Source organism: Azospirillum sp. ST 5-10, assembly GCF_051225715.1.
Lineage (GTDB): Bacteria > Pseudomonadota > Alphaproteobacteria > Azospirillales > Azospirillaceae > Azospirillum.
On sequence record NZ_JBPJSP010000013.1, the window covers coordinates 108,944 to 130,171 of the forward strand.

General features: G+C 72.6%; 20 protein-coding genes. 13 read left to right on the forward strand and 7 right to left on the reverse strand.

The annotated features are described in order from the left end of the window. The first annotated feature begins 30 nt into the window (after positions 1-30). Positions 31-975: a LysR family transcriptional regulator gene (locus ACSBPG_RS16290; protein ID WP_435538240.1), complete on the forward strand. Its 945-nt coding sequence runs from the start codon at positions 31-33 to the stop codon at positions 973-975. Positions 976-1,130: 155 nt separating this feature from the next. Beyond that, positions 1,131-1,700, forward strand: coding sequence for a hypothetical protein (locus ACSBPG_RS16295; protein ID WP_435538241.1), 570 nt, complete (start codon positions 1,131-1,133; stop codon positions 1,698-1,700). Positions 1,701-1,722: 22 nt separating this feature from the next. On the opposite strand, the gene hutH is transcribed toward ACSBPG_RS16295, so the two are convergent. After that, positions 1,723-3,270 (reverse strand): histidine ammonia-lyase, encoded by a 1,548-nt coding sequence (gene hutH, locus ACSBPG_RS16300; RefSeq protein WP_435538242.1) that lies wholly within the window; start codon positions 3,268-3,270, stop codon positions 1,723-1,725. 195 nt (positions 3,271-3,465) lie between these two features. Here hutH and ACSBPG_RS16305 point away from each other — a divergent pair, with 195 nt between their 5' ends. Further along, positions 3,466-5,211, forward strand: coding sequence for a type I secretion system permease/ATPase (locus ACSBPG_RS16305; RefSeq protein WP_435538243.1), 1,746 nt, complete (start codon positions 3,466-3,468; stop codon positions 5,209-5,211). Between the two features lie 26 nt (positions 5,212-5,237). Next, positions 5,238-6,560 carry an HlyD family type I secretion periplasmic adaptor subunit gene (locus ACSBPG_RS16310; RefSeq protein ID WP_435538244.1) on the forward strand — a complete coding sequence of 441 codons (1,323 nt, stop codon included), beginning with the start codon at positions 5,238-5,240 and terminating at the stop codon, positions 6,558-6,560. 10 nt (positions 6,561-6,570) lie between these two features. On the opposite strand, the gene gcvA is transcribed toward ACSBPG_RS16310, so the two are convergent. Continuing rightward, positions 6,571-7,509 carry a transcriptional regulator GcvA gene (gcvA, locus tag ACSBPG_RS16315; protein ID WP_435538245.1) on the reverse strand — a complete coding sequence of 313 codons (939 nt, stop codon included), beginning with the start codon at positions 7,507-7,509 and terminating at the stop codon, positions 6,571-6,573. 132 nt (positions 7,510-7,641) lie between these two features. Here gcvA and ACSBPG_RS16320 point away from each other — a divergent pair, with 132 nt between their 5' ends. The 5 genes from ACSBPG_RS16320 to ACSBPG_RS16340 all read left to right on the forward strand — a co-directional run bounded on the left by ACSBPG_RS16320 (position 7,642) and on the right by ACSBPG_RS16340 (position 11,608). Beyond that, positions 7,642-7,842, forward strand: a complete 201-nt coding sequence (locus ACSBPG_RS16320) for a DUF1127 domain-containing protein (protein WP_435538246.1) — start codon at positions 7,642-7,644, stop codon at positions 7,840-7,842. A 215-nt stretch (positions 7,843-8,057) separates the two neighbouring features. Continuing rightward, positions 8,058-8,309 carry a type II toxin-antitoxin system Phd/YefM family antitoxin gene (locus ACSBPG_RS16325; protein ID WP_435538247.1) on the forward strand — a complete coding sequence of 84 codons (252 nt, stop codon included), beginning with the start codon at positions 8,058-8,060 and terminating at the stop codon, positions 8,307-8,309. Then, positions 8,306-8,740 carry a type II toxin-antitoxin system VapC family toxin gene (locus ACSBPG_RS16330; protein WP_435538248.1) on the forward strand — a complete coding sequence of 145 codons (435 nt, stop codon included), beginning with the start codon at positions 8,306-8,308 and terminating at the stop codon, positions 8,738-8,740. Before ACSBPG_RS16325 ends, ACSBPG_RS16330 begins: the two co-directional genes overlap by 4 nt. A gap of 138 nt (positions 8,741-8,878) precedes the next feature. Beyond that, positions 8,879-10,285 carry a dihydrolipoyl dehydrogenase gene (lpdA, locus tag ACSBPG_RS16335; RefSeq protein ID WP_435538249.1) on the forward strand — a complete coding sequence of 469 codons (1,407 nt, stop codon included), beginning with the start codon at positions 8,879-8,881 and terminating at the stop codon, positions 10,283-10,285. 111 nt (positions 10,286-10,396) lie between these two features. Then, positions 10,397-11,608, forward strand: coding sequence for an MFS transporter (locus ACSBPG_RS16340; RefSeq protein ID WP_435538250.1), 1,212 nt, complete (start codon positions 10,397-10,399; stop codon positions 11,606-11,608). 75 nt (positions 11,609-11,683) lie between these two features. On the opposite strand, the gene ACSBPG_RS16345 is transcribed toward ACSBPG_RS16340, so the two are convergent. Continuing rightward, a complete protein-coding gene (locus ACSBPG_RS16345; protein ID WP_435538251.1) occupies positions 11,684-12,253 on the reverse strand; it encodes a TetR/AcrR family transcriptional regulator in 570 nt (189 codons plus the stop codon). 149 nt (positions 12,254-12,402) lie between these two features. Between ACSBPG_RS16345 and ACSBPG_RS16350 the strand changes: the two genes are divergently transcribed. Next, complete coding sequence (locus tag ACSBPG_RS16350) at positions 12,403-13,602, forward strand: MFS transporter (RefSeq protein WP_435538252.1); 1,200 nt, start codon at positions 12,403-12,405, stop codon at positions 13,600-13,602. A 27-nt stretch (positions 13,603-13,629) separates the two neighbouring features. Here ACSBPG_RS16350 and ACSBPG_RS16355 read toward each other — a convergent pair whose 3' ends face one another. The 3 genes from ACSBPG_RS16355 to fsa are packed head-to-tail and all read right to left on the reverse strand — an operon-like array spanning position 13,630 to position 15,993. Then, positions 13,630-14,586, reverse strand: coding sequence for a tyrosine recombinase XerC (locus ACSBPG_RS16355; protein ID WP_435538253.1), 957 nt, complete (start codon positions 14,584-14,586; stop codon positions 13,630-13,632). Next, a complete protein-coding gene (locus tag ACSBPG_RS16360; RefSeq protein ID WP_435538254.1) occupies positions 14,583-15,296 on the reverse strand; it encodes a DUF484 family protein in 714 nt (237 codons plus the stop codon). Before ACSBPG_RS16360 ends, ACSBPG_RS16355 begins: the two co-directional genes overlap by 4 nt. A 40-nt stretch (positions 15,297-15,336) precedes the next feature. Then, complete coding sequence (gene fsa, locus ACSBPG_RS16365; protein WP_435538255.1) at positions 15,337-15,993, reverse strand: fructose-6-phosphate aldolase; 657 nt, start codon at positions 15,991-15,993, stop codon at positions 15,337-15,339. Positions 15,994-16,095: 102 nt separating this feature from the next. Between fsa and ACSBPG_RS16370 the strand changes: the two genes are divergently transcribed. Next, entirely contained in the window at positions 16,096-18,324 is a 2,229-nt protein-coding gene (locus ACSBPG_RS16370; RefSeq protein WP_435538256.1) for a primosomal protein N', read from the forward strand. A gap of 40 nt (positions 18,325-18,364) precedes the next feature. Here ACSBPG_RS16370 and ACSBPG_RS16375 read toward each other — a convergent pair whose 3' ends face one another. Beyond that, complete coding sequence (locus tag ACSBPG_RS16375) at positions 18,365-18,688, reverse strand: hypothetical protein (protein WP_435538257.1); 324 nt, start codon at positions 18,686-18,688, stop codon at positions 18,365-18,367. Positions 18,689-19,066: 378 nt separating this feature from the next. Here ACSBPG_RS16375 and ACSBPG_RS16380 point away from each other — a divergent pair, with 378 nt between their 5' ends. Both ACSBPG_RS16380 and atpA read left to right on the forward strand, forming a co-directional pair. Then, positions 19,067-19,636, forward strand: coding sequence for a F0F1 ATP synthase subunit delta (locus ACSBPG_RS16380; RefSeq protein ID WP_435538258.1), 570 nt, complete (start codon positions 19,067-19,069; stop codon positions 19,634-19,636). Further along, the gene (gene atpA, locus ACSBPG_RS16385) at positions 19,636-21,165 is read left to right on the forward strand and encodes a F0F1 ATP synthase subunit alpha (protein WP_435538259.1); all 1,530 of its coding nucleotides are present in this window, start codon (positions 19,636-19,638) and stop codon (positions 21,163-21,165) included. The genes ACSBPG_RS16380 and atpA overlap by 1 nt, the downstream gene beginning before the upstream one ends. Positions 21,166-21,228: the final 63 nt, after the last annotated feature.

Here is a 21,228-nt window from a genome sequence, read left to right on the forward strand (position 1 = left end):
GCGCATGCTTGAAATCGATATACATTATGCGTGATTATCCATCTTATGGATTTACACGGGATCGATCTCAATCTGCTGGTGGCCTTCGACGCGCTCATGGCGGAGCGGAGCGTGACGCGCGCGGGTGCGCGCATCGGCCGGACCCAGCCGGCGATGAGTGCCGCGCTGTCACGCCTGCGCACGCTCCTGCGCGATGAGCTGTTCATACGCGGTCCGAGCGGATTGCAGCCGACGCCGCGCGCCGTCGATCTCGCCGAACCGATCAGCCGCGCTCTGGGCGAGATACAGCGGACGCTGGAGTTCACGCAGGACTTCGACCCGACGACGTCGACGGTCGCGATGAAGCTCGGCCTGTCGGACCACCCGACCTTCCTCCTCCTGCCCCGCCTGGTGGCGGTCCTGCGACGCAAGGCGCCGGGCATCGTCTTGAGCATCCGCAACTTCACCAACCGCGACGATGCCATCGCCATGCTCGACGGTGGTGCCGTCGACATCACGATCGGTGTCCCGCCGACGCCGACGGGGCGCATCCTCGGCACCTGCCTTTTCGAGGAGCGTTTCGTCTGCATCGTGCGCCGGGGCCATCCGGCCGCCGCCGGCCGGCTCGATCTCCAGACCTTCCTGTCCCTGTCGCATCTTCTCGTCTCGCCGGAGAACGAGCGTTTCGGCGTGGTGGACGCCGCGCTGGCGAAGATGGGCCTCAAGCGACGGTTGGCCCTGACGCTGCCGCAGATGTATGCGGCACCCGCGCTCGTCGCGTCGTCCGACATGATCGCCACCGTCATGGCGGGGGTTGTGGCCGCCTCGGGTTGTGCCGACGCGCTGAGCATCCTGGAGCCGCCCCTCGACCTCGACCCCGTCCCGTTCCTGATGTCGTGGCATCGGCGGAACGACACGCATCCGGCCCAGCGTTGGTTCCGGAGCTGCATCGTCGACGCCGTCCCCGATGCAGACCCCGGTGGCAGACCCCGGTGAATGACCGCTGCGACTCCACGCCGGGCACCGCCGCGGTGGCCGGGTTGTGCACTTTCGGTGAGATCGCCGCCCCCGCAAAGTTTCCTTAAGAGCGCCGTCCCACCCTCGGCGCGCGCCCGTCGGGGCGCCGGGTTTCCAGGAACGAGGGATCGGGCATGACGTGCATTGTCGGTTTGGTCGAGGGCGACCGGGTGTGGATGGGCGGCGACAGCGCCGGGGTGTCGGGTCTCGACATCACCGTGCGGGCCGACACCAAGGTCTTCCGCAACGGCGACATGCTGATCGGCTTCACCAACTCCTTCCGCATGGGACAGCTGCTCGCCTACAAGCTGACGCCGCCGGCCCACGAGGAGGGGCAGGACGTCTTCCGCTACCTCGTCGTCGACTTCGTCGACGCCGTGCGCGCCTGCCTCAAGGACGGCGGCTACGCCCAGCGCTCCAACGACGTCGAGAGCGGCGGCACCTTCCTGGTGGCGTACGCCGGCCGGCTGTTCTCGGTGCAGAGCGACTATCAGGTCGGCGAGGCGGTGCGCGGCTACCACGCCATCGGCTGCGGCGCCGACTACGCGCTGGGCTCACTCGCCTCGACCGTCGGCCTGCCGGCGGAGGAGCGCGTGCGCAAGGCCCTGGAATGCGCCGAGCTGTTCAGCGGCGGCGTGCGCAGCCCCTTCACCATCCAGTCCCTGGCCGGCCGGCCCCGGCTCGCCCTCACCGAGGCGGCGTGAACCGGCGCCCCGCCGGCGGCCGTCACGCCAGGCTGGGCAGGAGGCCGTTTCCGGCCAAGTCGTGGAAGGCACCGGCGGCGATCAGCGCCTTCGCTGCGGCGATGTCGGGGGCGAGCCGGCGGTCCTGGTCGTAGGCGGGCACGCGGGCGCGCAGCCGCGCCATCGCGTCGCCGAGGAGCGGCGCGGTGGCGAGCGGCGCGCGCAGGTCGATCCCCTGGGCGGCCGCCAGCAGCTCGACGGCGACGATGCCGGCGAGGTTGTCGCCCATGTCGAGCAGGCGCCGCGCCGCATGGGTCGCCATCGACACGTGGTCCTCCTGATTGGCCGAGGTCGGCAGGCTGTCGACGCTGGCGGGATGGGCCAGCTGCTTGTTCTCGCTGGCGAGCGCGGCGGCGGTGACCTGGGCGATCATGAAGCCGCTGTTCAGCCCCGGCTCCTTGATCAGGAAGGCGGGCAGGCCGGAGAGGTGGACGTCCATCAGGAGGGCGGTGCGCCGCTCCGACAGGGACCCGGTCTCGGCCGTCGCCAGCGCCAGCACGTCGGCGGCCATGGCGACCGGTTCGGCGTGGAAGTTGCCGCCGGACAGGATCTCGGCGCCGCCGGACGGGTCGGGGAACACCAGCGGGTTGTCGGAGACGGCGTTGGCCTCGCGCTCCAGCACCGCCGCGGCGAAGCGCAGATGGTCCAGCACGGCGCCCATCACCTGCGGCTGGCAGCGCAGGGAGTAGGGGTCCTGCACCGCGCCGTGGTCGCCGCGGTGGGAGTCGCGGATGCCGCTCCCCGCCAGCAGGCGGCGGAACGCCGCCGCCACGTCGGCCTGGCCGGGCTGGCCGCGCACGGCGTGGATGCGCGCGTCGAACGGGCCGTCGCTGCCCAGCGCCGCGTCGACGCTGAGGGCGCCGGCCACCAGGGCGGCGGCGAAGGCGTCCTCCAGCGCGAACAGCCCGAGCAGGGCCAGCGCCGTCGACACCTGGGTGCCGTTCAGCAGCGCCAGCCCCTCCTTGGCCTCCAGCTCCAGCGGCCGCAGGCCGGCGCGGGCGAGGGCCTCCTCCGCCGGCAGCCGCTCGCCGGCGACGTCGGCCTCGCCCAGCCCGATCAGGACGCCCGACAGATGGGCCAGCGGCGCCAGGTCGCCCGAGGCGCCGACCGAACCCTTGGCCGGCACCGCCGGCAGCACGTCGTGATCGTACAGCGCAGCCAGCGCCTCGATCACCGCCGGGCGCACGCCGGAGTGGCCGCGCGCCAGCGCGTTGACCTTGAGCGCCAGCACCAGCCGGACGGCCGCGGCCGGCAGGTCGGGGCCGGTGCCGGCGCTGTGCGAGAGCACGAGGCGGCGCTGCAGTTCGCGCACTTGGTCGGCGGCGATGCGCTGGCGGGCCAGCAGGCCGAAGCCGGTGTTGATTCCGTAGACCGCGGCGTCCCCCTGGGCCGCCCGGGCGACCGCGCGCGCCGCCGCCTCGATGGCGGCGCGGCACCCGGGATCGAGGCGCAGCGCCGTTCCCGGCCGCGCGAGGCGTCGCAGGTCGGGCAGCGTCAGGGTTCCGGGGGCGAGGAGGAAGGGCGTGCTCATCGGGTCGGGTCTCCGGCAGGGCTGACGCTGTCCGTCCTCACATGAGCACGGCCGGGGTGGGACGCAAATGGGCAAGTTCCGGTGGCAAGCCTGTGACGTCCCAGGAATTTAAGATCTCATTTACCACGACGACGCCCAATCGGCTCATCCGCGTTCGCCGGCCTCGGCGATGCGGCGCCAATTGGAGGAACCTTGATGCCACCCAAGACCCGGCCGTCGGCCAACCCCGGTGATGAGCGTCCCGTCTTCGGCAGCCGCCACTTTGTCCGGATCCTGGTCGCGACGTTCGTCTTCAGTGCGGCCATCAACATTCTCATGCTCGGCGTGCCCCTGTACTCGCTGCAGGTCTTCAGCCGGGCCATCCCCTCGGGGAACGTCGACACGCTGGCGATGCTGACGCTGATCACCGTGCTGGTGCTGTCGATGATCGCGCTGCTGGAGGTGGTCCGCTCGCGCCTGCTGAGCCGCGCCGCCAACGCGCTGGAGATGGCCTGGCGCCGCCGGCTCGGTGCCGACGTGCTGGAAGCCGCCGGCCGCGGCCGGCCGGAGCCGCAGCCGATGGCCGACCTGGCGGAGGTCAAGGGCGCGCTGACCCGCCCGACCTTGACCGCCGTGATGGACCTGCCGTGGACGCCGCTCTACGTCGTCGGCATCTGGCTGATCCATCCCATGCTCGGCGGCGTCATGCTGACCGCCATGGTGATCCTCTGCGCGCTCGGCTGGATCGGCCACCTCGCCGGCAAGGAGCTGGCCGAGGACGCCCGTCCGCCGGCCACCCGCTCGCAGCGCCTGTTCGAGGCCGTCCAGACCCGCGCCGGCACGGTGCGCGCCATGCGCATGGGCCCGGCCGTGCTCGACGCGGTGCTGCGCGACAGCCTGACCACGGCGGCGCTGACCGGCCGCGCCGGCGAGCGCGCCGCCACCGTCGCCGCCGCCACCAAGTGGGTGCGCTATCTGCTGCAGATCGCCGTCACCGGCGTCGGCGCCTGGCTGGTCATCGACAACCACCTGACCTTCGGCGGCATGGTCGCCACCTCGCTGCTGGTCGCCCGCGGCATGGGCCCGGTGGAGCAGACCGCCGGCGCCTGGGGGCAGACCCTGAAGTCGCTGCAGGCGTGGCGCCGCCTGGCGCCGGTGCTCAAGCGCCTGTCGCGCGAGCCGGAGCGGGTCGCCATCCCCGTCGGCCCGGAGCGGCTGACCCTGGAGAACGTCCTCTACGTCTCGCCGCGCGACCAGAAGCCGATCCTGCGCGCCGTGTCGCTGACCGCCGAGGCGGGGGAGACCGTCTGCATCGTCGGCGCCAACCGCTCGGGCAAGTCGGTGCTGGCCCGCCTGCTGGCCGGCGCCCAGGTGCCGTCCGCCGGCACCCTGCGCCTGGGCGGCCTCGCGGTCGCCGCGCTCAACCCCAAGGACCCGCGCACGGCCGTCGGCTTCCTGCCGCAGCAGATCGACCTGCTGCCCGGCACCATCGGCGACAACATCGCCCGCTTCCTCGGCGACGCCGAGCCGGAGGAGGTCGTCGAGGCGGCGCGGCGCGCCGGCATCCACGGCTGGATCGAGGGGCTGGCCCAGGGCTACGACACCCCGGTCGACGACGGCGTGATGCCGCTCGGCGGCGCCGTCGCCCGGCTGATCGGGCTGGCCCGCGCCGGCTTCGGCCAGCCGGCGATGATCGTCCTCGACGAGCCGGCCGCCGGCCTCGACGAGGAGGGTCTGGCCGCGGTGCGCGGCTTCGTCTCCGCCGCCAAGGCGCGCGGCGTCACCACCATCGTCCTCAGTCACCAGCCCGCCTTCGTCGATCTGGCCGACAAGGTCTTCGTGCTGAAGAACGGCATGGCGATGGACGTGACGCCGCGCCGCGCCGAGGCGGCGAACCCGGCGGCCGTCGGCCGTCTCCACCCGGTGGACGGCGGGCGGCGCGTCGTCCCGGCGGCCGGCTGACCCTCTAGACCAGGCAGGAGCTATCCATGACCACGCTGAGCAAGATGCGCGGCCTCGTCCCCGACACCGGTGTCCGCGGCCTGCTGCTGGGCGGCTGTGCGGTGCTGGTGATCGGCTTCGGCGGGATGACCGCCTGGGCCTCCCTGGCGCCGCTGCACAGCGCCGTGGCGGCGGCCGGCTCGCTGGCCCCGGAGACCGGCCGCAAGGTCGTCCGCCACCCCGAGGGCGGCGAGATCGCCGAGGTGCTGGTGCGCGAGGGCGACCGGGTGAAGGCCGGCGACGTCCTGGTTCGTCTCGACTCCACCGAGGCGGCGACCCGCCTGGAGATGCTGGTGGCGAGCTGGCGCGACGCGCTCGCCCTGAAGGCCCGCCTCACCGCCGAATTGCTGGATCACGACCGCATCGAGTGGCCGCAGGAGCTGCGGGACGTCCGCGACGGCGACGCCACCGTGGCGAAGGCGGTTGACAACCAGCAGACCCTGTTCGAGGTGCGCCGCACCCAGCTGCGCACCGAGGAGGAGCTGATCAAGGAGCGCATCGCCACGCTCGCCCAGGAGGCCAAGAGCCTGGAGGAGCAGCGCGCCTACCTCGCCCGCGAGATCGAGCTGAACGCCGACGATCTGGCGATCACCGAGGACCTGCTGAAGCGCGGCAACGCCACCCGCACCAAGCTGGTCGAGCAGCAGAAGGAGCAGGCCCGCCAGAAGGGCCGGGACCACGAGCTGCAGGCCGACATCGCGAGGATCCGCCAGGAGTCGGTCGAGGCCCAGGCCGAGGTGGTGAAGCGCCGCAACGACTTCCGCGAGAAGGTGCTGGTCGACCTGGAGAAGGCGCGCGCCGACGCCGCCCGCCTCGCCGAGCAGATCCGCGACGCCCGCAACCGCCTGGCCAACCGCGACATCAAGGCGCCCGACGCCGGCACCGTGGTGATGCACGCCAACCCGGTGGCCGGCGGCATGGTGGCGGCCAACGAGCCGATCCTCGACGTCGTCCCCGACAGCCGCGACCTGCTGGCCGAGGTGCGGGTGGCGCCCAAGGACATCAAGTCGGTCGCCCTCGACCTGCCGGTCAAGGTCAAGCTGACGTCCTACGACAGCCGCGTCGTCGGCTCGCTCGACGGCACCGTGGAATACGTCTCGGCCGACCGCGTCACCGACCCGGCCCTGCGCCAGGACTACTACCTCGTGCGCATCCGCCTCGACGGCTCCGATCCCCACTCGGTCCACAACCTGACCATCAAGCCCGGCATGCCGGTGGAGGCCAGCATCATCCTCGGCGACCGCACGCCGCTGGACTACATCCTCACGCCGCTGGCGAACTCCTACAACAAGGCGTTCATCCAGGAGTGAGGCCGGGTCTTCAGGGGCGCGGCTGCGGCGGGGGCGCATCGGCGCCCCCGTTCCGCGCTTCCGGACGGCGCGGGTCCGCCGCCTCGGCGAGCAGCCAGTCCCGGAAGGCGGCGATCGCCGGGCGATCCCCGCTCCCCTCGGGATGGACGAACCAATAGCCGCCGGACGTCGCCTCGACGTCGGGAAAGGGCACCGCCAGCCGGCCGGCGGCGATGTCCTCGGCGGCCAGCGCCCGGTCGGCGACCGTCGCTCCCAGCCCCGTCGCCGCCGCCTGGATGGCCGGGTCCATGGCGTCGAACACCGGGCCGTGCCACAGGGCGTCGAACACGGGCAGCCCGGCGGCGGCCAGCCAGAGCTGCCAGTCCTGCCCGTCCGAGCAGCCGTGCAGCAGGGGAACCCGCCGGAGGTCGGCGGGCTGGCGCAGCCGGTCCGCCAGGGCCGGCGCGCAGACGACGGTCAGCCGCTCGGCCAGCACCTCGACCGCGCCGGTTCCCCGGGGACGCTCCCGGCAGAAGGCGATCGCCGCGTCGAACTCCTGCGCATCGAAATCGGGGCCGTGGTTCCAGGCGACGGTGACCCGCACCCGCATCTCCGGGTTGCGGAGCTGGAAGCGCTGCAGCCTCGGCATCAGCCAGCGGATGCCGAAGGAGAACGCCACCTTGATGCGCAGATCCCGCCCGCGCTCGATCATCCGCGCCGCCGTGCCGGCGATCTGGTCGAACGACTCCGACAGCACGGGCAGCAGGGTCGATCCCTCGTCGGTCAGCTCGACACGCCGCGTCAGCCGCCGGAACAGCGGCACGCCGAACCAGTCCTCCAGCGCCTGCACCTGCCGGCTGACCGCCCCCTGGGTGACGCACAGCTCGTCCGCCGCCTTGGAGAAGCTGAGATGCCGCGCCGCCGCCTCGAAGGCGCGCAGGGCGTGGAGCGGGGGAAGGGAGCGCCGCATGCCGTGCCCGTGCCCATGGATGATCCACGGTCATCCATAGCATGAGAAGCAATGGGTTGTCGCCGCCCGGTGTCGCGCCGATGGTATCCGCCGGACAGCCGTCTTCGAGGGGCGGGGTGGGTGATGGTGGGCATGAGCGAGACGCATGGGGGTGCCTGGTGCACGGGCCGCCGGCCGGGGCTGCGGCCGCTGCTGCGCCTGCTGCTGACGTGGTGCGAACGGCGGGCCTTCCGGCGGGACCTGGCGCGGATGGACGCCCATCTCTGGGACGACCTCGGCCTCGACGCGGACGCGGCGCGGAGCGAGATCGCCAAGCCGTTCTGGGAGCCCTGAGCACGACTTTGTGGAAATCGCTGTGGTCGCGGCAGGGATGTCCCGGTTGCGTCGGTCGGTCCGTGCCCCGTTTGCCCCCACCCCGACTCTCCCCCGCTGCGCAGGGGAGGGAAGGGGGCCGCGGCGAAGCCGCGGGACGAGTGGGTGCAAACATGGCGCGGCCAGCGCCACCTTGCTAATCTCGCGTGATCCAGCTTGACGATCGGAGCGAGGCGATGCGGGAGATCGGCGCCTTCGAGGCGAAGAACACGCTCGGTTCACTGCTCGACCGGGTCGAACAGGGTGAGGAGATCGTGATCACGCGGCACGGCAGGGCCGTCGCCCGACTGGTTCCCGCCCGCGGGGGGATCGATCGGGACCAGGCGCACGCCGCTCTCGAGCGCATCCGTGCTCGTGCTGCGCGTGGCGCATCGGGGGGGGTGGCCTGGGGAACGTTGAAGGCCGAGCGGGACGCCGGACGGCCGTGAGCCTTGTTCTCGACTGCTCGGTCACCATGGCGTGGGTGTACGGCGACGAAACCACCGCTGCCGTCCGTGCCGTGTTCGACCGCGTCGGCGACCGCGGCGCTTGGGTGCCGGCGTTGTGGCGACTGGAGGTCGCCAACGTCCTGGAAATGGGTGTCCGGCGCGGTCGACACGACGCGGCGTTCCGTGACGATACCCTGACCGACCTTGCCCTCCTGTCGATCACCGTCGATTCCGAAACCGACCGCCATGCGTGGCATGCCACGATGCGGCTGGCGGAGCGGCATCGGCTGACACTCTATGACGCGGCGTACCTCGAGTTGGCCATGCGCCGCGCTTTGCCTCTGGCGACGCTCGACGACGACCTGTCCGTGGCGGCTGCGGCCGAGGGCGTCGCCCGCCTCGGCGGGGAGCCCGTCGGCCGTTCGTCCTGACGTGATGCTGCATCCGCCACGCCAATTCGGCCGTTGCGCGTTGCAGCGCAGGGGGGCATAAAACCCGGCGCGTTCCTCCCCCGCGCACGGGGTGGGCTTCCGGCAACACCAGCACAAGAACGGCGAAGGGAATGCCCCATGGCTGAGAGCACTTACGACGTCGTCGTCATCGGCGGCGGTCCCGGCGGTTACGTCTGCGCCATCCGCGCCGCCCAGCTCGGGTTCAAGGTGGCGTGCGTGGAGAAGCGCGGCGCGCTCGGCGGCACCTGCCTGAACGTCGGCTGCATCCCGTCGAAGGCGCTGCTCTCGGCCTCGGAGAAGTTCGAGGAGGCCAAGCACGGCCTCGCCCGCTTCGGCGTCAAGGTGGCCGGGGTCGAGCTCGACCTGCCCGGCATGATGAAGCACAAGGACGACGTCGTTAAGTCGAACACCGGCGGCATCGAGTTCCTGTTCAAGAAGCACAAGATCGCCTGGATCAAGGGCGCCGGCCGCCTCGTCGACGCCAAGACCGTCGCCGTCGAGGGCGAGGGGGCGGGCACCCTGACCGCCGCCAAGGCGATCGTCATCGCCACGGGCTCGGAAGTGACGCCGCTGCCGGGCCTGACCATCGACGAGAAGACCATCGTCTCCTCGACCGGCGCGCTGGCCCTGCCCGAGGTGCCGAAGCGGCTCGTCGTCATCGGCGGCGGCGTCATCGGCCTCGAGCTGGGATCGGTGTGGGGCCGCCTCGGCGCCCAGGTCACCGTGGTGGAGTTCCTCGACCGCATCCTGCCGACCATGGACGGCGAGGTGTCGAAGCAGATGCAGCGCATCCTCGCCAAGCAGGGCATGACCTTCAAGCTGGGCGCCAAGGTGACCGCGGCGACGCCCGGCGCTTCGGGCGTCGCCCTGACGGTGGAACCGGCCGCCGGCGGCGCGGCCGAGACGCTGGAGGCCGACGTCGTGCTGGTCGCCATCGGCCGCCGCCCCCACACCGAGGGGCTGGGCCTCGACGCCGCCGGCGTCGAGACGGACAACCGCGGCCGGGTCAAGATCGACGGCCACTTCCGCACCAACGTGCCGGGCGTCTACGCCATCGGCGACGTGGTCGAGGGGCCGATGCTCGCCCACAAGGCCGAGGAGGAGGGCGTGGCGCTCGCCGAGACGCTGGCCGGCCAGCACGGGCACGTGAACTACGACGTCATCCCCGGCGTCGTCTACACCTGGCCGGAGGTGGCGGCGGTCGGCCGCACCGAGGAGGAGCTGAAGGCCGCCGGCGTGCAGTACAAGGCGGGCAAGTTCCCCTTCACCGCCAACGGCCGCGCCCGCGCCATCAACGCCACCGACGGCTTCGTGAAGATCCTGGCGGACGCCCGCACCGACAAGGTCCTCGGTGTCCACCTCGTCGGCCCGAACGTCTCGGAGATGGTGGCGGAGCTGGCGCTCGCCATGGAGTTCGGGGCCGCCGCCGAGGACGTCGCCCGCACCTGCCACGCCCACCCGACGCTCACCGAGGCGGTCAAGGAGGCAGCGCTCGCCGTCGACGGCCGGCCGCTGCACATGTAGGTCCGGCCGCGGGACGTTGTCGCGCCGGCCCCCCACCCGACCTCCCCCCACTGACGCGGGGGGAGGTCGGGTGGGGGGCCGACGCGGCCACCCTCCGGATCCGCAAGGCCCGTGCCTGACCGTTCCCTCTCCCCCGGCGCCCTGACCCTCGTCCTCTGCCTGGCCGAGGCGCTGGGCATGGCCGGCACCATGACGGTGCCGACCCTGCTGCCGGTGTTCCTCGAGGAATGGCGCCTGACGACCGCCGAGGCGGGCTGGCTGACCGGCGTCGCCCATCTCGGCTACGTGCTGGCGGTGCCGGTGCTGCTGGCGCTCACCGACCGCGTCGACAGCCGGCGCATCTACGTCCTGTGCACCGCCCTGACGGTGGCGAGCTGCGCCGGCTTCGCGCTGTTCGTCGAGGGCTTCTGGACGGCGATGCTGTTCCGGGCGCTGGGCGGGGTCGGGCTGGCCGGCACCTACATGCCGGGGCTGCGCATCCTGTCCGACCACATCGCCGGGCCGCGCCAGGCCCGCTGCATGTCCTTCTACACCGCGACCTACGGGGTGGGCGCCGCCCTGTCGGCGCTGATCGCCGGCACGGCGGTGCAGGCCGGCGGCTGGCCGCTCGCCTTCTGGCTCTCCACGGCGGCGGTGGCCGGCGCCCTGGCGCTGGCGCTCGCCCTGGTGCCGGCGACCCCGCCGCCGCCCGAGCAGGGGACGGGCGGGGCGGCCCTGTTCGATTTCCGCCCGGTGCTGCGCAACCCGCCGGCCATGGGCTACATCCTCGCCTATGCCGCCCATTGCTGGGAGCTGTTCGGCTACCGCTCCTGGATCGCCGCCTTCCTCGCCTTCGCCGCCGGCGCGGGAACGGGCGAGGTGCCGGGGACGGTGACGGCCCTGGTCACCGCGGCGCTGCTGCTCGGCGTGCCGTCGTCGATCCTCGGCAACGAGGCGGCGCTGCGCTGGGGGCGCAACCGCTTCCTCACCGTCATCATGCTGGCCTCGGCGGTGCTGGCGGCGCTGCTCGGCTTCGCCGCGGTGCTGCCCTTCTGGATGCTGGCCGTGCTGTCGCTGGTCTATGTGGTGACGGTGACCGCCGACAGCGCCTCGCTGACCGTCGGCATGGTCGGCGCCTCCTCGGCCGGGCGGCGGGGGGCGGCCATGGCCATGCATTCGCTGTTCGGCTTCGGCGCGGCGTTCGTCGCCCCCATCGCCTTCGGCCTGGTGCTGGAGGCGGCGGGCGGGCGCGGCGCGGTGCCGGCCTGGGGGCTGGCCTTCGCCTCGCTCGGCGTCGTCGTGGCGCTGGGGCCGCTGGCGCTCAGGGTGCTGGGGCGGCGCTAGAGCGGGATCACTCCAAATTCAAATGTTTAGAGCAAGATTCACGCCTTTGGCCGGATCGGCCAAAAGCGAACTTGCCTAGACGGTCCCCGGCGACAGCAGCCGGTCGACCAGGTGCCGGCAGTAGGCCGGCGTCACCGGGTCGCTGCCGAACAGGATGCGGAACATCACCGGCGCCACCGTGGCGTCCAGGACGTCGTCGGCGTCGGGGGCCGCCTCGCCGCGGCGGGCGGCCCGTTCGGCCATCACCAGCAGTTGGTCGCGCGTGAACGCGAGGCACCGGCAGGCGCGGGACGCCTCGGGCGCGCTGGCGAGCACGTCGCGGATCATCGCCCGGCCCGGCGCCGAGGACATCTCGTCGGCGTACTGCTCCAGCCAGGCCAGGAGGTCGTCGCGGTAGCTCCCGCGGTCCGGCGGCGGCGCGTCCGGCCGCAGCCGCTCCACGGCGACGTCGCCCAGCAGGTCCTGGAGATCGCCCCAGCGGCGGTAGATCGTCGACGGCGTCACGCCGGCCCGCGCGGCGACCATGGGGATCGTCAGCGCCTCCCGGCCCATCTCGGCCAGCAGGTCCTGCACCGCGGCGTGCACCGCCGCCTGCACGCGGGCACTGCGGCCGCCGGGCCGCGACACCGCTTCCCGTCCGTCCATTCCCATCCTCCTCGCCGCCGCCGCGCACGGCGGCACGCACCATGGCACCCATGATGGCACGGTGCCGCTAAAGCAAAAAATTTGCTTTTAGTGGCGCTGTGCCCTATGTCCCTAACGCACAAGGTTTGCTTTAAGGGATCTGACGACCCATGTCGACGGCAATCGAATCCACCGGTCCCGGGCGGGGCGCGACCATCGTCCAGGCGGCGACCTTGACGACCCTGCTGGCCGCGGCGGCGGCGCCGACCCCGCTCTATGGGCTCTACCAGCAGCAGTGGGGCTTCTCGCCGGTGGTCCTGACCCTGGTGTTCGCGGTCTACGCTTTCAGCCTGCTGGCGGCCCTGCTGACGGTGGGATCGCTGTCCGACCATCTCGGCCGGCGCCCGCTGATCGTCGCCGCCCTGGCGCTGCAGTCGGTGGCGCTGGCGCTGTTCCTCGCCGCCGACGCGGTGCCGACCCTGCTGGCGGCGCGCGTCGTGCAGGGGTTCGCCAACGGCATCGCCACCACCGCCCTGGGCGCCGCCCTGGTCGACGCCAGCCCGACGCGGGGGCCGCTGGTCAACAGCGTGGCGCCGCTGTTCGGCATGGCGGCGGGCATCCTCGGGACCTCGGCGCTGGTGGCGTTCGGGCCGGCGCCGACGCGGCTGGTCTATCTGCTGCTGCTGGCGGCCATGGCGGTCCAGGCGGCGCTGGTCTGGCGGATGCCGGAGACGGCGCCCCTGCGTCCCGGCGCCTGGGCCTCGCTGCGCCCGGTGGTGCGGGTGCCGGCGCAGGCGCGCGGCGCCCTGCTGCGGGTCACGCCGATCAACGTGGCGGTGTGGGGGCTCGGCGGGTTCTTCCTGTCCCTGGTGCCCACGCTGGTGCGGACGGTGACCGGGTCCACCTCGCCGCTCGTCGGCGGCATCGTGGTGTCGACCCTGACCCTGAGCGGTGCCGCGTCGATCCTGTGGTTCCGGCAGGCGCCGGCGCGGGCGCTCCTGGGCCGCGGGCCGGTGGCCCTCGGGCTCGGCGTCGCCAGCCTTCTCGCCGGGGTGCACGCCGGGGAGGCGGTCTTCCTGATCGGTGGCACGGCGGTCGCCGGCGCCGGGTTCGGCGCCAGCTTCCTCGGCTCGCTGCGCACCATCATGCCGCTGGCCTCGCCGGACGAGCGGGCGGGCCTGCTCGCCGCCTTCTACATCGAGAGCTACCTGGCCTTCAGCGTGCCGGCCATCCTGCTCGGGGCGCTGACCCACAGCCTGGGGCTGGTCGCCGCCACCGACGCCTACGGGGCGCTGCTGCTGGCGCTGGTCGTCGTCGGCGCCGTGGCGGTGCGCCGCGCCCCCGCCCGCGTGCCGTGCCCGGCCGCCTGAGCGCCGGGGGAAAGACCGCCGCGGCGCTCAGCCGTCCGTGCGCGCCCGCGGGTGGGCGCTGGCGTAGACGGCGAAGAGCTGCTCGTTCTCGACGTCGGTGTAGCGCTGGGTGGTGGAGAGCGAGGCGTGGCCCAGCAGGTCCTGGATGGCGCGCAGGTCGCCGCCGCCGGCCAGCAGGTGGGTGGCGAAGCTGTGGCGGAGCGCATGCGGGGTGGCGCTGTCGGGCAGGCCGAGCAGGCGGCGCAGGCGCTGCATCTGGCGCTGGGCGACGGCCGGGTTCAGGGGGCCGCCGCGCACGCCGACGAACAGCGGTCCGTCGGGCCCGGGACGGTGCGGGCACGCCTCCAGGTAGGCGCGCACCGCCGCGTTGACCGCCGGCAGGACGGGGACGATCCGTTCCTTGCGGCCCTTGCCGAGGACGCGCAGGGTGTCGCCCAGCGGGGCGGCGGCGCGGGTCAGCGCCAGCGCCTCGGCGATGCGCAGGCCGCAGCCGTAGAGCACCGTGAACAGCGCCCGGTCGCGCGCGCCGACCCACGGCGCCTCGGGCTCGTCGCCGGCGGCGTCGAGCAGGGTGGCGGCGTCGGGCGGGCTCAGGGGACGCGGCATCGGCCGCTTGGCGCGCGGCGTCTTGAGGATGCCGATGATCGGGTTGTGCAGCCGGCCGGAGCGGTCGAGCCAGCGGAACAGGTTGCGCACCGCCGCCATCTCGCGTGCCCGGCTGGCGGCTCCCAGGCCGTCGCCGGCCCGCTTCGCCAGCCAGGCCCGGAAGTCCATGGCCTTGAGGTCGCCCAGCGCGTTCAGCGACGGCGGTGCGCCGTGGTAGCCCGTCAGGAAGGACAGGAACTCGGCCACGTCGTGGAGATAGGCCTCCAGCGTGTGCGGCGACACGCCCTTCTCGCTCTCCAGCCAGCGCCGCCACTGGGCCAGCGCCTCCTGGACGTCGGGCCGGGCGGAGAATCCCAGGACGGCGGCCGGCTCCGTCACGCCGGCAGGTCGAGCCAGGAGCGGATCACCCGCTCCACCACCCGGGCGAGGAAGCCGACCAGCTCGGTCGCCTGGCCGTCGTGGAACATGTCGGGCTCGCGCGAGCCGAAGGCGAGGATGCCTTCCGGCGTCTCGTGCGACACCTGCAGGCGGATCAGCGCCTGCGAGCGCACCAGCCCGGCGGCCGGGCCGAAGATCTCCTCCGCGCCGCGGACGTCGGCGTGCAGCGCCACGTCGCGGGCGCCCAGCCAGCGGTCCACCGTGCCGGGCTCGACCACCCGCACGCCGCTGCGGTGGACGTGGGGCAGGTCCTGCCCGTTCGATTCGACCACCAGGCAGGCGACGTCGAGGTCGAGCAGCACCGCCAGGTCGGTGGTGATGGTCTGGACCAGATGCTCCAGGCTCTGCGCGTCCAGCAGGAACAGCACCGCGGCGTGGATGCGGTTCTGGCTGTTCAGGTTGGCGCGGGTCGTCACCACCAGCTCGCGCTGCTGGTCCTTGAGGCGGCGCACCTCGCCGCGCAGCCGGTCCACCATGAACGCCTGCAGGTCCACCACGCCGCGCCCGCGGTCGAGCGACGGCGGGGTCAGGTGGTGGACCAGGTCGGCGTGCTGGACCAGGAAGTCCGGATGCTCGCGCAGGTAGGCGCTGACGTCCTCGGCGGTGAGGGTGTCCGGCATCTTGCGGGTGGTTCCGGGCTCCGGGGCCATGGGCGTCGCGCTCCTTTCGCGCGGGTTCGAGAGGCGCCGATCAGAGGATCGTCTGACCGGTCTTCTTCCAGTCCTCGACGAACTGGGCGAGACCCTTGTCGGTCAGCGGATGGTTGAACAGCTGCTTCAGCACGGCCGGGGGCGCGGTCACCACGTGGGCGCCGAGACGCGCCGCCTTGACGATGTGCATCGGGTTGCGGATCGAGGCCACCAGCACCTCGGTGCGGAAACGGTCGTAGTTGCGGTAGATCTCGCAGATGTCGGCGATGATCCCCATGCCGTCCTGGCCGACGTCGTCGAGTCGGCCGACGAAGGGCGACACGAAGGTGGCGCCGGCCTTGGCCGCCAGGATCGCCTGCGCCGGCGAGAAGCACAGGGTGACGTTGACCATGTGGCCTTCGCTCGTCAGGATCTTGCAGACCTTGAGGCCGGCCGGGGTCAGGGGCACCTTGACGGCGATGCGCTGCGAGATCTTGGAGATGTGGCGGCCTTCCGCCAGCATGGTCTCGAAATCGGTGGCCGCCACCTCGGCGCTGACCGGGCCGTTGACGACCTCGCAGATTTCGGCGACGAGGTCGAGGAACTTGCGGCCGGACTTGGCGACCAGGGAGGGGTTGGTGGTAACACCGTCGAGCAGGCCGGTGTCGGCGAGGTCGCGGATCTCCGCGATGTCGGCGGTGTCGACGAAGAACTTCATGATGACGAGTCCATGTCCATGCTGTGCGGTGCGTCGCAGTCGGCCGGCTGGCCCGGCCCTGTGGGACGGCGGTCCGGCCGCCATCCGGTCGCAGTCTAGCGTATGACGGCGCGGCTTGCCAGTTCCGCCCCGGCCGGCGCCGGCGGCGGCGCGTCCGGCCCGGTGCGGCGGGTGGCGGTGCTGCTGCCCCTGCCGCTGCGCGAGGCCTACGATTACCGGGTGCCGCCGGGCCTCGAGCTGGCCGCCGGCGACTACGTCGAGGTGCCGCTGGGGCCCCGCCGGATGATCGGCGTGGTGTGGGGGGAGGGCGGCGGGACGGTCGACTCCGGCCGCCTGAAGACGGTGATCCGCCGCTTCGACCTGCCGCCGATGCCCGAGGTGGAGCGCCGCTTCGTCGAGTGGGTCGCCGCCTACACCATGACCCTGCCGGGCATGGTGCTGAAGATGGCGCTGAGCGTCCCGGCCGCCCTGGAGCCGCCGCGCCCGCTCGTCGCCTACCGCCGCGGCGCCGCCGAGCCGCCGGCCGCCTTCAAGATGACCGAGCCGCGCCGCCGCGTGCTGGCGCTGCTGGAGGACGGGCCGCCGCGCCCGGCGGCGGAGCTGGCGCAGGAGGCCGGCTGCGGCGTCACCGTGGTGCGCGGCCTCGCCGAGGCCGGGCTGCTGGAGGCGGAGCTGCTGCCGCCGGCGGGACCGCGGCGGCATCCCGACTGGCAGCGCCCCGGCCCCGCCCTGTCGGGGGCCCAGGCGGAGGCGGCCACCGTCCTGCGCCAGGCGGTGGAGGCGCACCGCTACGCCGCCGTGCTGCTGGACGGGGTCACCGGGTCGGGCAAGACGGAGGTCTATTACGAGGCGATCGCCGCCTGCCTGCAGGCGGGACGCCAGGTGCTGGTGCTGCTGCCGGAGATCGCCCTGTCGGCGCAGTGGCTCGACCGCTTCGCCCGGCGCTTCGGGGCGCCGCCGGCGGAGTGGCATTCCGACCTCACCGGCGCGGCGCGGCGCGACACCTGGCGGGCGGTGGCGCTGGGCGAGGTGCCGGTGGTGGTGGGCGCGCGCTCCGCCCTGTTCCTGCCCTACCGCGACCTCGGCCTGATCGTCGTCGACGAGGAGCACGACAGCGCCTACAAGCAGGAGGACGGCGCCATCTACCACGCCCGCGACATGGCGGTGACGCGGGCCCATCTCGGCCAGATCCCGGTGGCGCTGGTCTCGGCGACGCCGGCCCTGGAGACCAAGGTCAACGCCGACAGCGGCCGCTACGCCCGCATCGTCCTGCCGGCCCGCCACGGCGGCGCCGTGCTGCCCGAGGTGAAGCTGATCGACCTGCGGGCCGACCGCCCGCCGCCGCGCCAGTGGCTGGCGCCGACCCTGCGCCAGGCGCTGACCGACACCCTGGCGGAGGGGGAGCAGGCCATGCTCTTCCTCAACCGGCGGGGCTACGCGCCGCTGACCCTGTGCCGCACCTGCGGGCACCGCCTGCGCTGCCCCAACTGCACGGCCTGGCTGGTCGAGCACCGGCTGGCGCGCAAGCTGCAGTGCCACCATTGCGGCCTGTCGCAGCCGCTGCCGGAAACCTGCCCGGAGTGCGGCGACGCCGGCTCCTTCGCCGCCTGCGGCCCCGGCGTCGAGCGCATCGCCGAGGAGGTGGCCCACCTCTTCCCCGAGGCGCGGGCGGCCATCATGGCCTCCGACACGCTGTTCGGGCCGCGCGCCGTGCAGGAGATGATCGGCCGCATCGCCGCCCACGAGCTGGACATCGTCATCGGCACCCAGGTGATGGCCAAGGGCCACCATTTCCCGATGCTGACCCTGGTGGGCGTGGTCGACGCCGACCTCGGCCTGGCCGGCGGCGACCTGCGGGCGGCCGAGCGCACCTACCAGCTGCTGCACCAGGTGGCGGGGCGCGCCGGGCGCGGCGAGCGGCCGGGCACCGTCTACCTCCAGACCTTCATGCCGGAGCATCCGGTGATGCAGGCGCTGGCCGCCGGCGACCGCGACGGCTTCTACGCGCTGGAGGCGGAGATGCGGCTGGAGGCGGCGATGCCGCCGTTCGGCCGGCTGGCCGCGCTGATCGTGTCCGGCGAGGACGAGAGCGTCGTCGACCGCACCGCCATGGCGCTCGGCCGCGCCGCGCCGCGCAGCGACACGGTGGCCGTGCTGGGGCCGGCGCCGGCGCCGCTCGCCCTGCTGCGCGGCCGCCACCGCCGCCGGCTGCTGCTGAAGACGCCGCGCGGCGTCGCCGTGCAGCCGCTCATCGCCGACTGGCTGGAGCGGGTCGAGGTGCCCAACGCCGTGCGGGTGCAGGTCGACGTGGATCCTTATAGTTTCCTGTAGGGCCGTGCCCTGCGGGGCGGCCGCGCCGAATCGCGGCTCCTCACACCACCCGCAGCGCCCGGTCCGGCACCCGGCGCGGCCGCCAGATCGCCAGGCACTCGCTGGCGGTGGCGCCGCTGCCGATGCCGTACCAGCCGGAGCGGTCGTTGAAGTGCAGGTGGTAGGCGCCCGTGCGGTCGCGCTCGAACCGGAACACCGGCCGCTCGACCCCCGGCAGCAGCACCAGCAGCCGGTCGAAGTCGCGGCCCGATTCCCGGATCACCCCGGCCCAGTGCCCCTGGCGCAGCTTCGGGTCGGCCACCCGGTCGAACTCGGCGAGATCGGCCGGGGTGAGGCGGGCGGAGGTGAAGGCGACGACGGTCATGGGCGCTCGGGATTCCGGGTTGCGCGCGCCGGCAGAAGCACGCCTCCCGAACCTGCGCCGCAATGGTTAATCCCCCCTTAAGCGCGCCCCCTTCGCCGTCCGAAGTTACAGCCCGCCGGCGGCCGCGGGCACCGCCCGCCGGTTGCCGAACCGACCGTCGCGGGCGTCCGGAGGAAAAGCCGAAGGCCTTGCACCGGCAGCGCAATTCGGAAAGGCTGGGGAAAGGCTGCAGGCAAAATGTCCGGAGCCGGTTGCGCCTCCGCTTATCCTGTGATATTGGACCGCTCGCTTTCGCGGCAGGGGCCGCCGCGGCCGGGGTAACCCGCTTCCTAAGGTCCTGAAAATTCACCGTCTACCGAACTCACGTCGAGGGACCAGGTGGCATCCGAAGGCACAGGCGTATCCGAACTCGCAGCCCGCTACTCGACGGCGCTGTTCGAGCTGGCGGATGAAAGCAAGGCGTTGGATCAGGTTGCGAGCGATCTGACCAACCTGAAACAGATCCTGGCCGAGAGCGCCGACCTTCGCCGCCTCGTCCAGAGCCCGGTGATCAGTCGCGCCGACCAGGGCCGTGCCATGGCGGCGGTCCTGGAACGCGCCGGCGTGTCGGACCTGACCAAGCGCTTCGTCGGGCTGGTGGCCAAGAGCCGCCGGCTGTTCGCGCTGTCCGCGATGATCGACGCCTTCCTCGCCGAGCTGGCGCGCCGCCGCGGCGAGACCACCGCCCAGGTGACCGCCGCGCGTCCCCTGTCGGATGCCCAGGTGCAGGCGGTGACCGACGCGCTGCGCAAGACCGTCGGCGCCAAGGTGGCGGTGGACGTCACGGTCGATCCGGCGCTGATCGGCGGCATGATCGTCCGCTTCGGGTCGCGCATGGTCGACACCTCGGTGCGCACGAAGCTCGACAAGTTGCAACTCGCCATGAAGGCCTCAGGGGGAACAGTCTGATGGATATCCGCGCCGCAGAGATCTCTGCGATCCTCAAGCAGCAGATCGCGAATTTCGGGACCGAGGCGGACGTTGCCGAGGTCGGCCAGGTTCTCTCGGTCGGTGACGGCGTGGCCCGCGTCCACGGTCTCGACAACGTGCGCGCCGGCGAGATGGTCGAGTTCCCCGGTGGCCTGAAGGGCATGGCGCTGAACCTCGAGACCGACAACGTCGGCGTCGTGATCTTCGGCGACGACCGCGGCATCAAGGAAGGCGACACCGTCAAGCGCACCGGCGCCATCGTCGACGTCCCCGTCGGCCGCGGCCTGCTGGGCCGCGTGGTCGACGGCCTCGGCAACCCGATCGACGGCAAGGGGCCGCTGGTCGACGTCGAGCGCAAGCGCGTCGAGGTGAAGGCCCCCGGCATCATCCCGCGCAAGTCGGTGCACGAGCCGATGCAGACCGGCCTGAAGGCCATCGACAGCCTGGTCCCCGTGGGTCGCGGCCAGCGCGAGCTGATCATCGGCGACCGCCAGACCGGCAAGACCGCCGTGGTGCTCGACACCTTCATCAACCAGAAGCCGATCAACCAGGGCGACGACGAGAGCAAGAAGCTCTACTGCATCTACGTCGCCGTCGGTCAGAAGCGCTCCACCGTCGCCCAGATCGTCAAGTCCCTGGAAGACGCTGGCGCCATGGAGTACTCGATCGTCGTCGCCGCGACGGCGTCGGAGCCGGCCCCGCTGCAGTTCCTGGCGCCCTACACCGGCTGCACCATGGGCGAGTACTTCCGCGACAACGGCATGCACGCCCTGATCGTCTACGACGATCTGTCCAAGCAAGCCGTCGCCTACCGCCAGATGTCGCTGCTGCTGCGCCGCCCGCCGGGGCGCGAGGCCTACCCCGGCGACGTGTTCTACCTGCACTCGCGCCTGCTCGAGCGCGCGGCGAAGATGAACGACGAGAACGGCGCCGGCTCGCTGACCGCGCTGCCGGTCATCGAGACGCAGGCCGGCGACGTCTCGGCCTACATCCCGACCAACGTGATCTCGATCACCGACGGCCAGATCTTCCTCGAGACGGCGCTGTTCTACAAGGGCATCCGCCCCGCCATCAACGTCGGCCTGTCGGTCAGCCGCGTCGGCTCCGCCGCCCAGATCAAGGCGATGAAGCAGGTCGCCGGCTCGATCAAGCTGGAGCTCGCCCAGTACCGCGAGATGGCCGCCTTCGCGCAGTTCGCCTCGGACCTCGACGCCTCGACCCAGCGCCTGCTGGCCCGCGGCGCCCGCCTGACCGAGCTGCTGAAGCAGGGCCAGTACCAGCCGCTGCCGGTCGAGGAGCAGGTGGTCGCCATCTTCGCCGGCGTGAAGGGCTACCTCGACAAGGTCCGCGTCGAGGACGTCACCCGCTTCGAGAAGAAGCTGCTCGACGAGGTCCGCGCCAAGGGCGCCGACATCCTGTCGACCATCCGCACCGAGAAGCAGATCACCCCGGCGACCGAGGAGCGCCTGAAGGCCTTCCTCGACGGCTTCGCCAAGGTGTTCGTCTGATCGGCAGTCGCCGACGCCCGGGGCCGCGCGCCCCGGCCGTCGGGTGATGGACCTCCTGCGGAA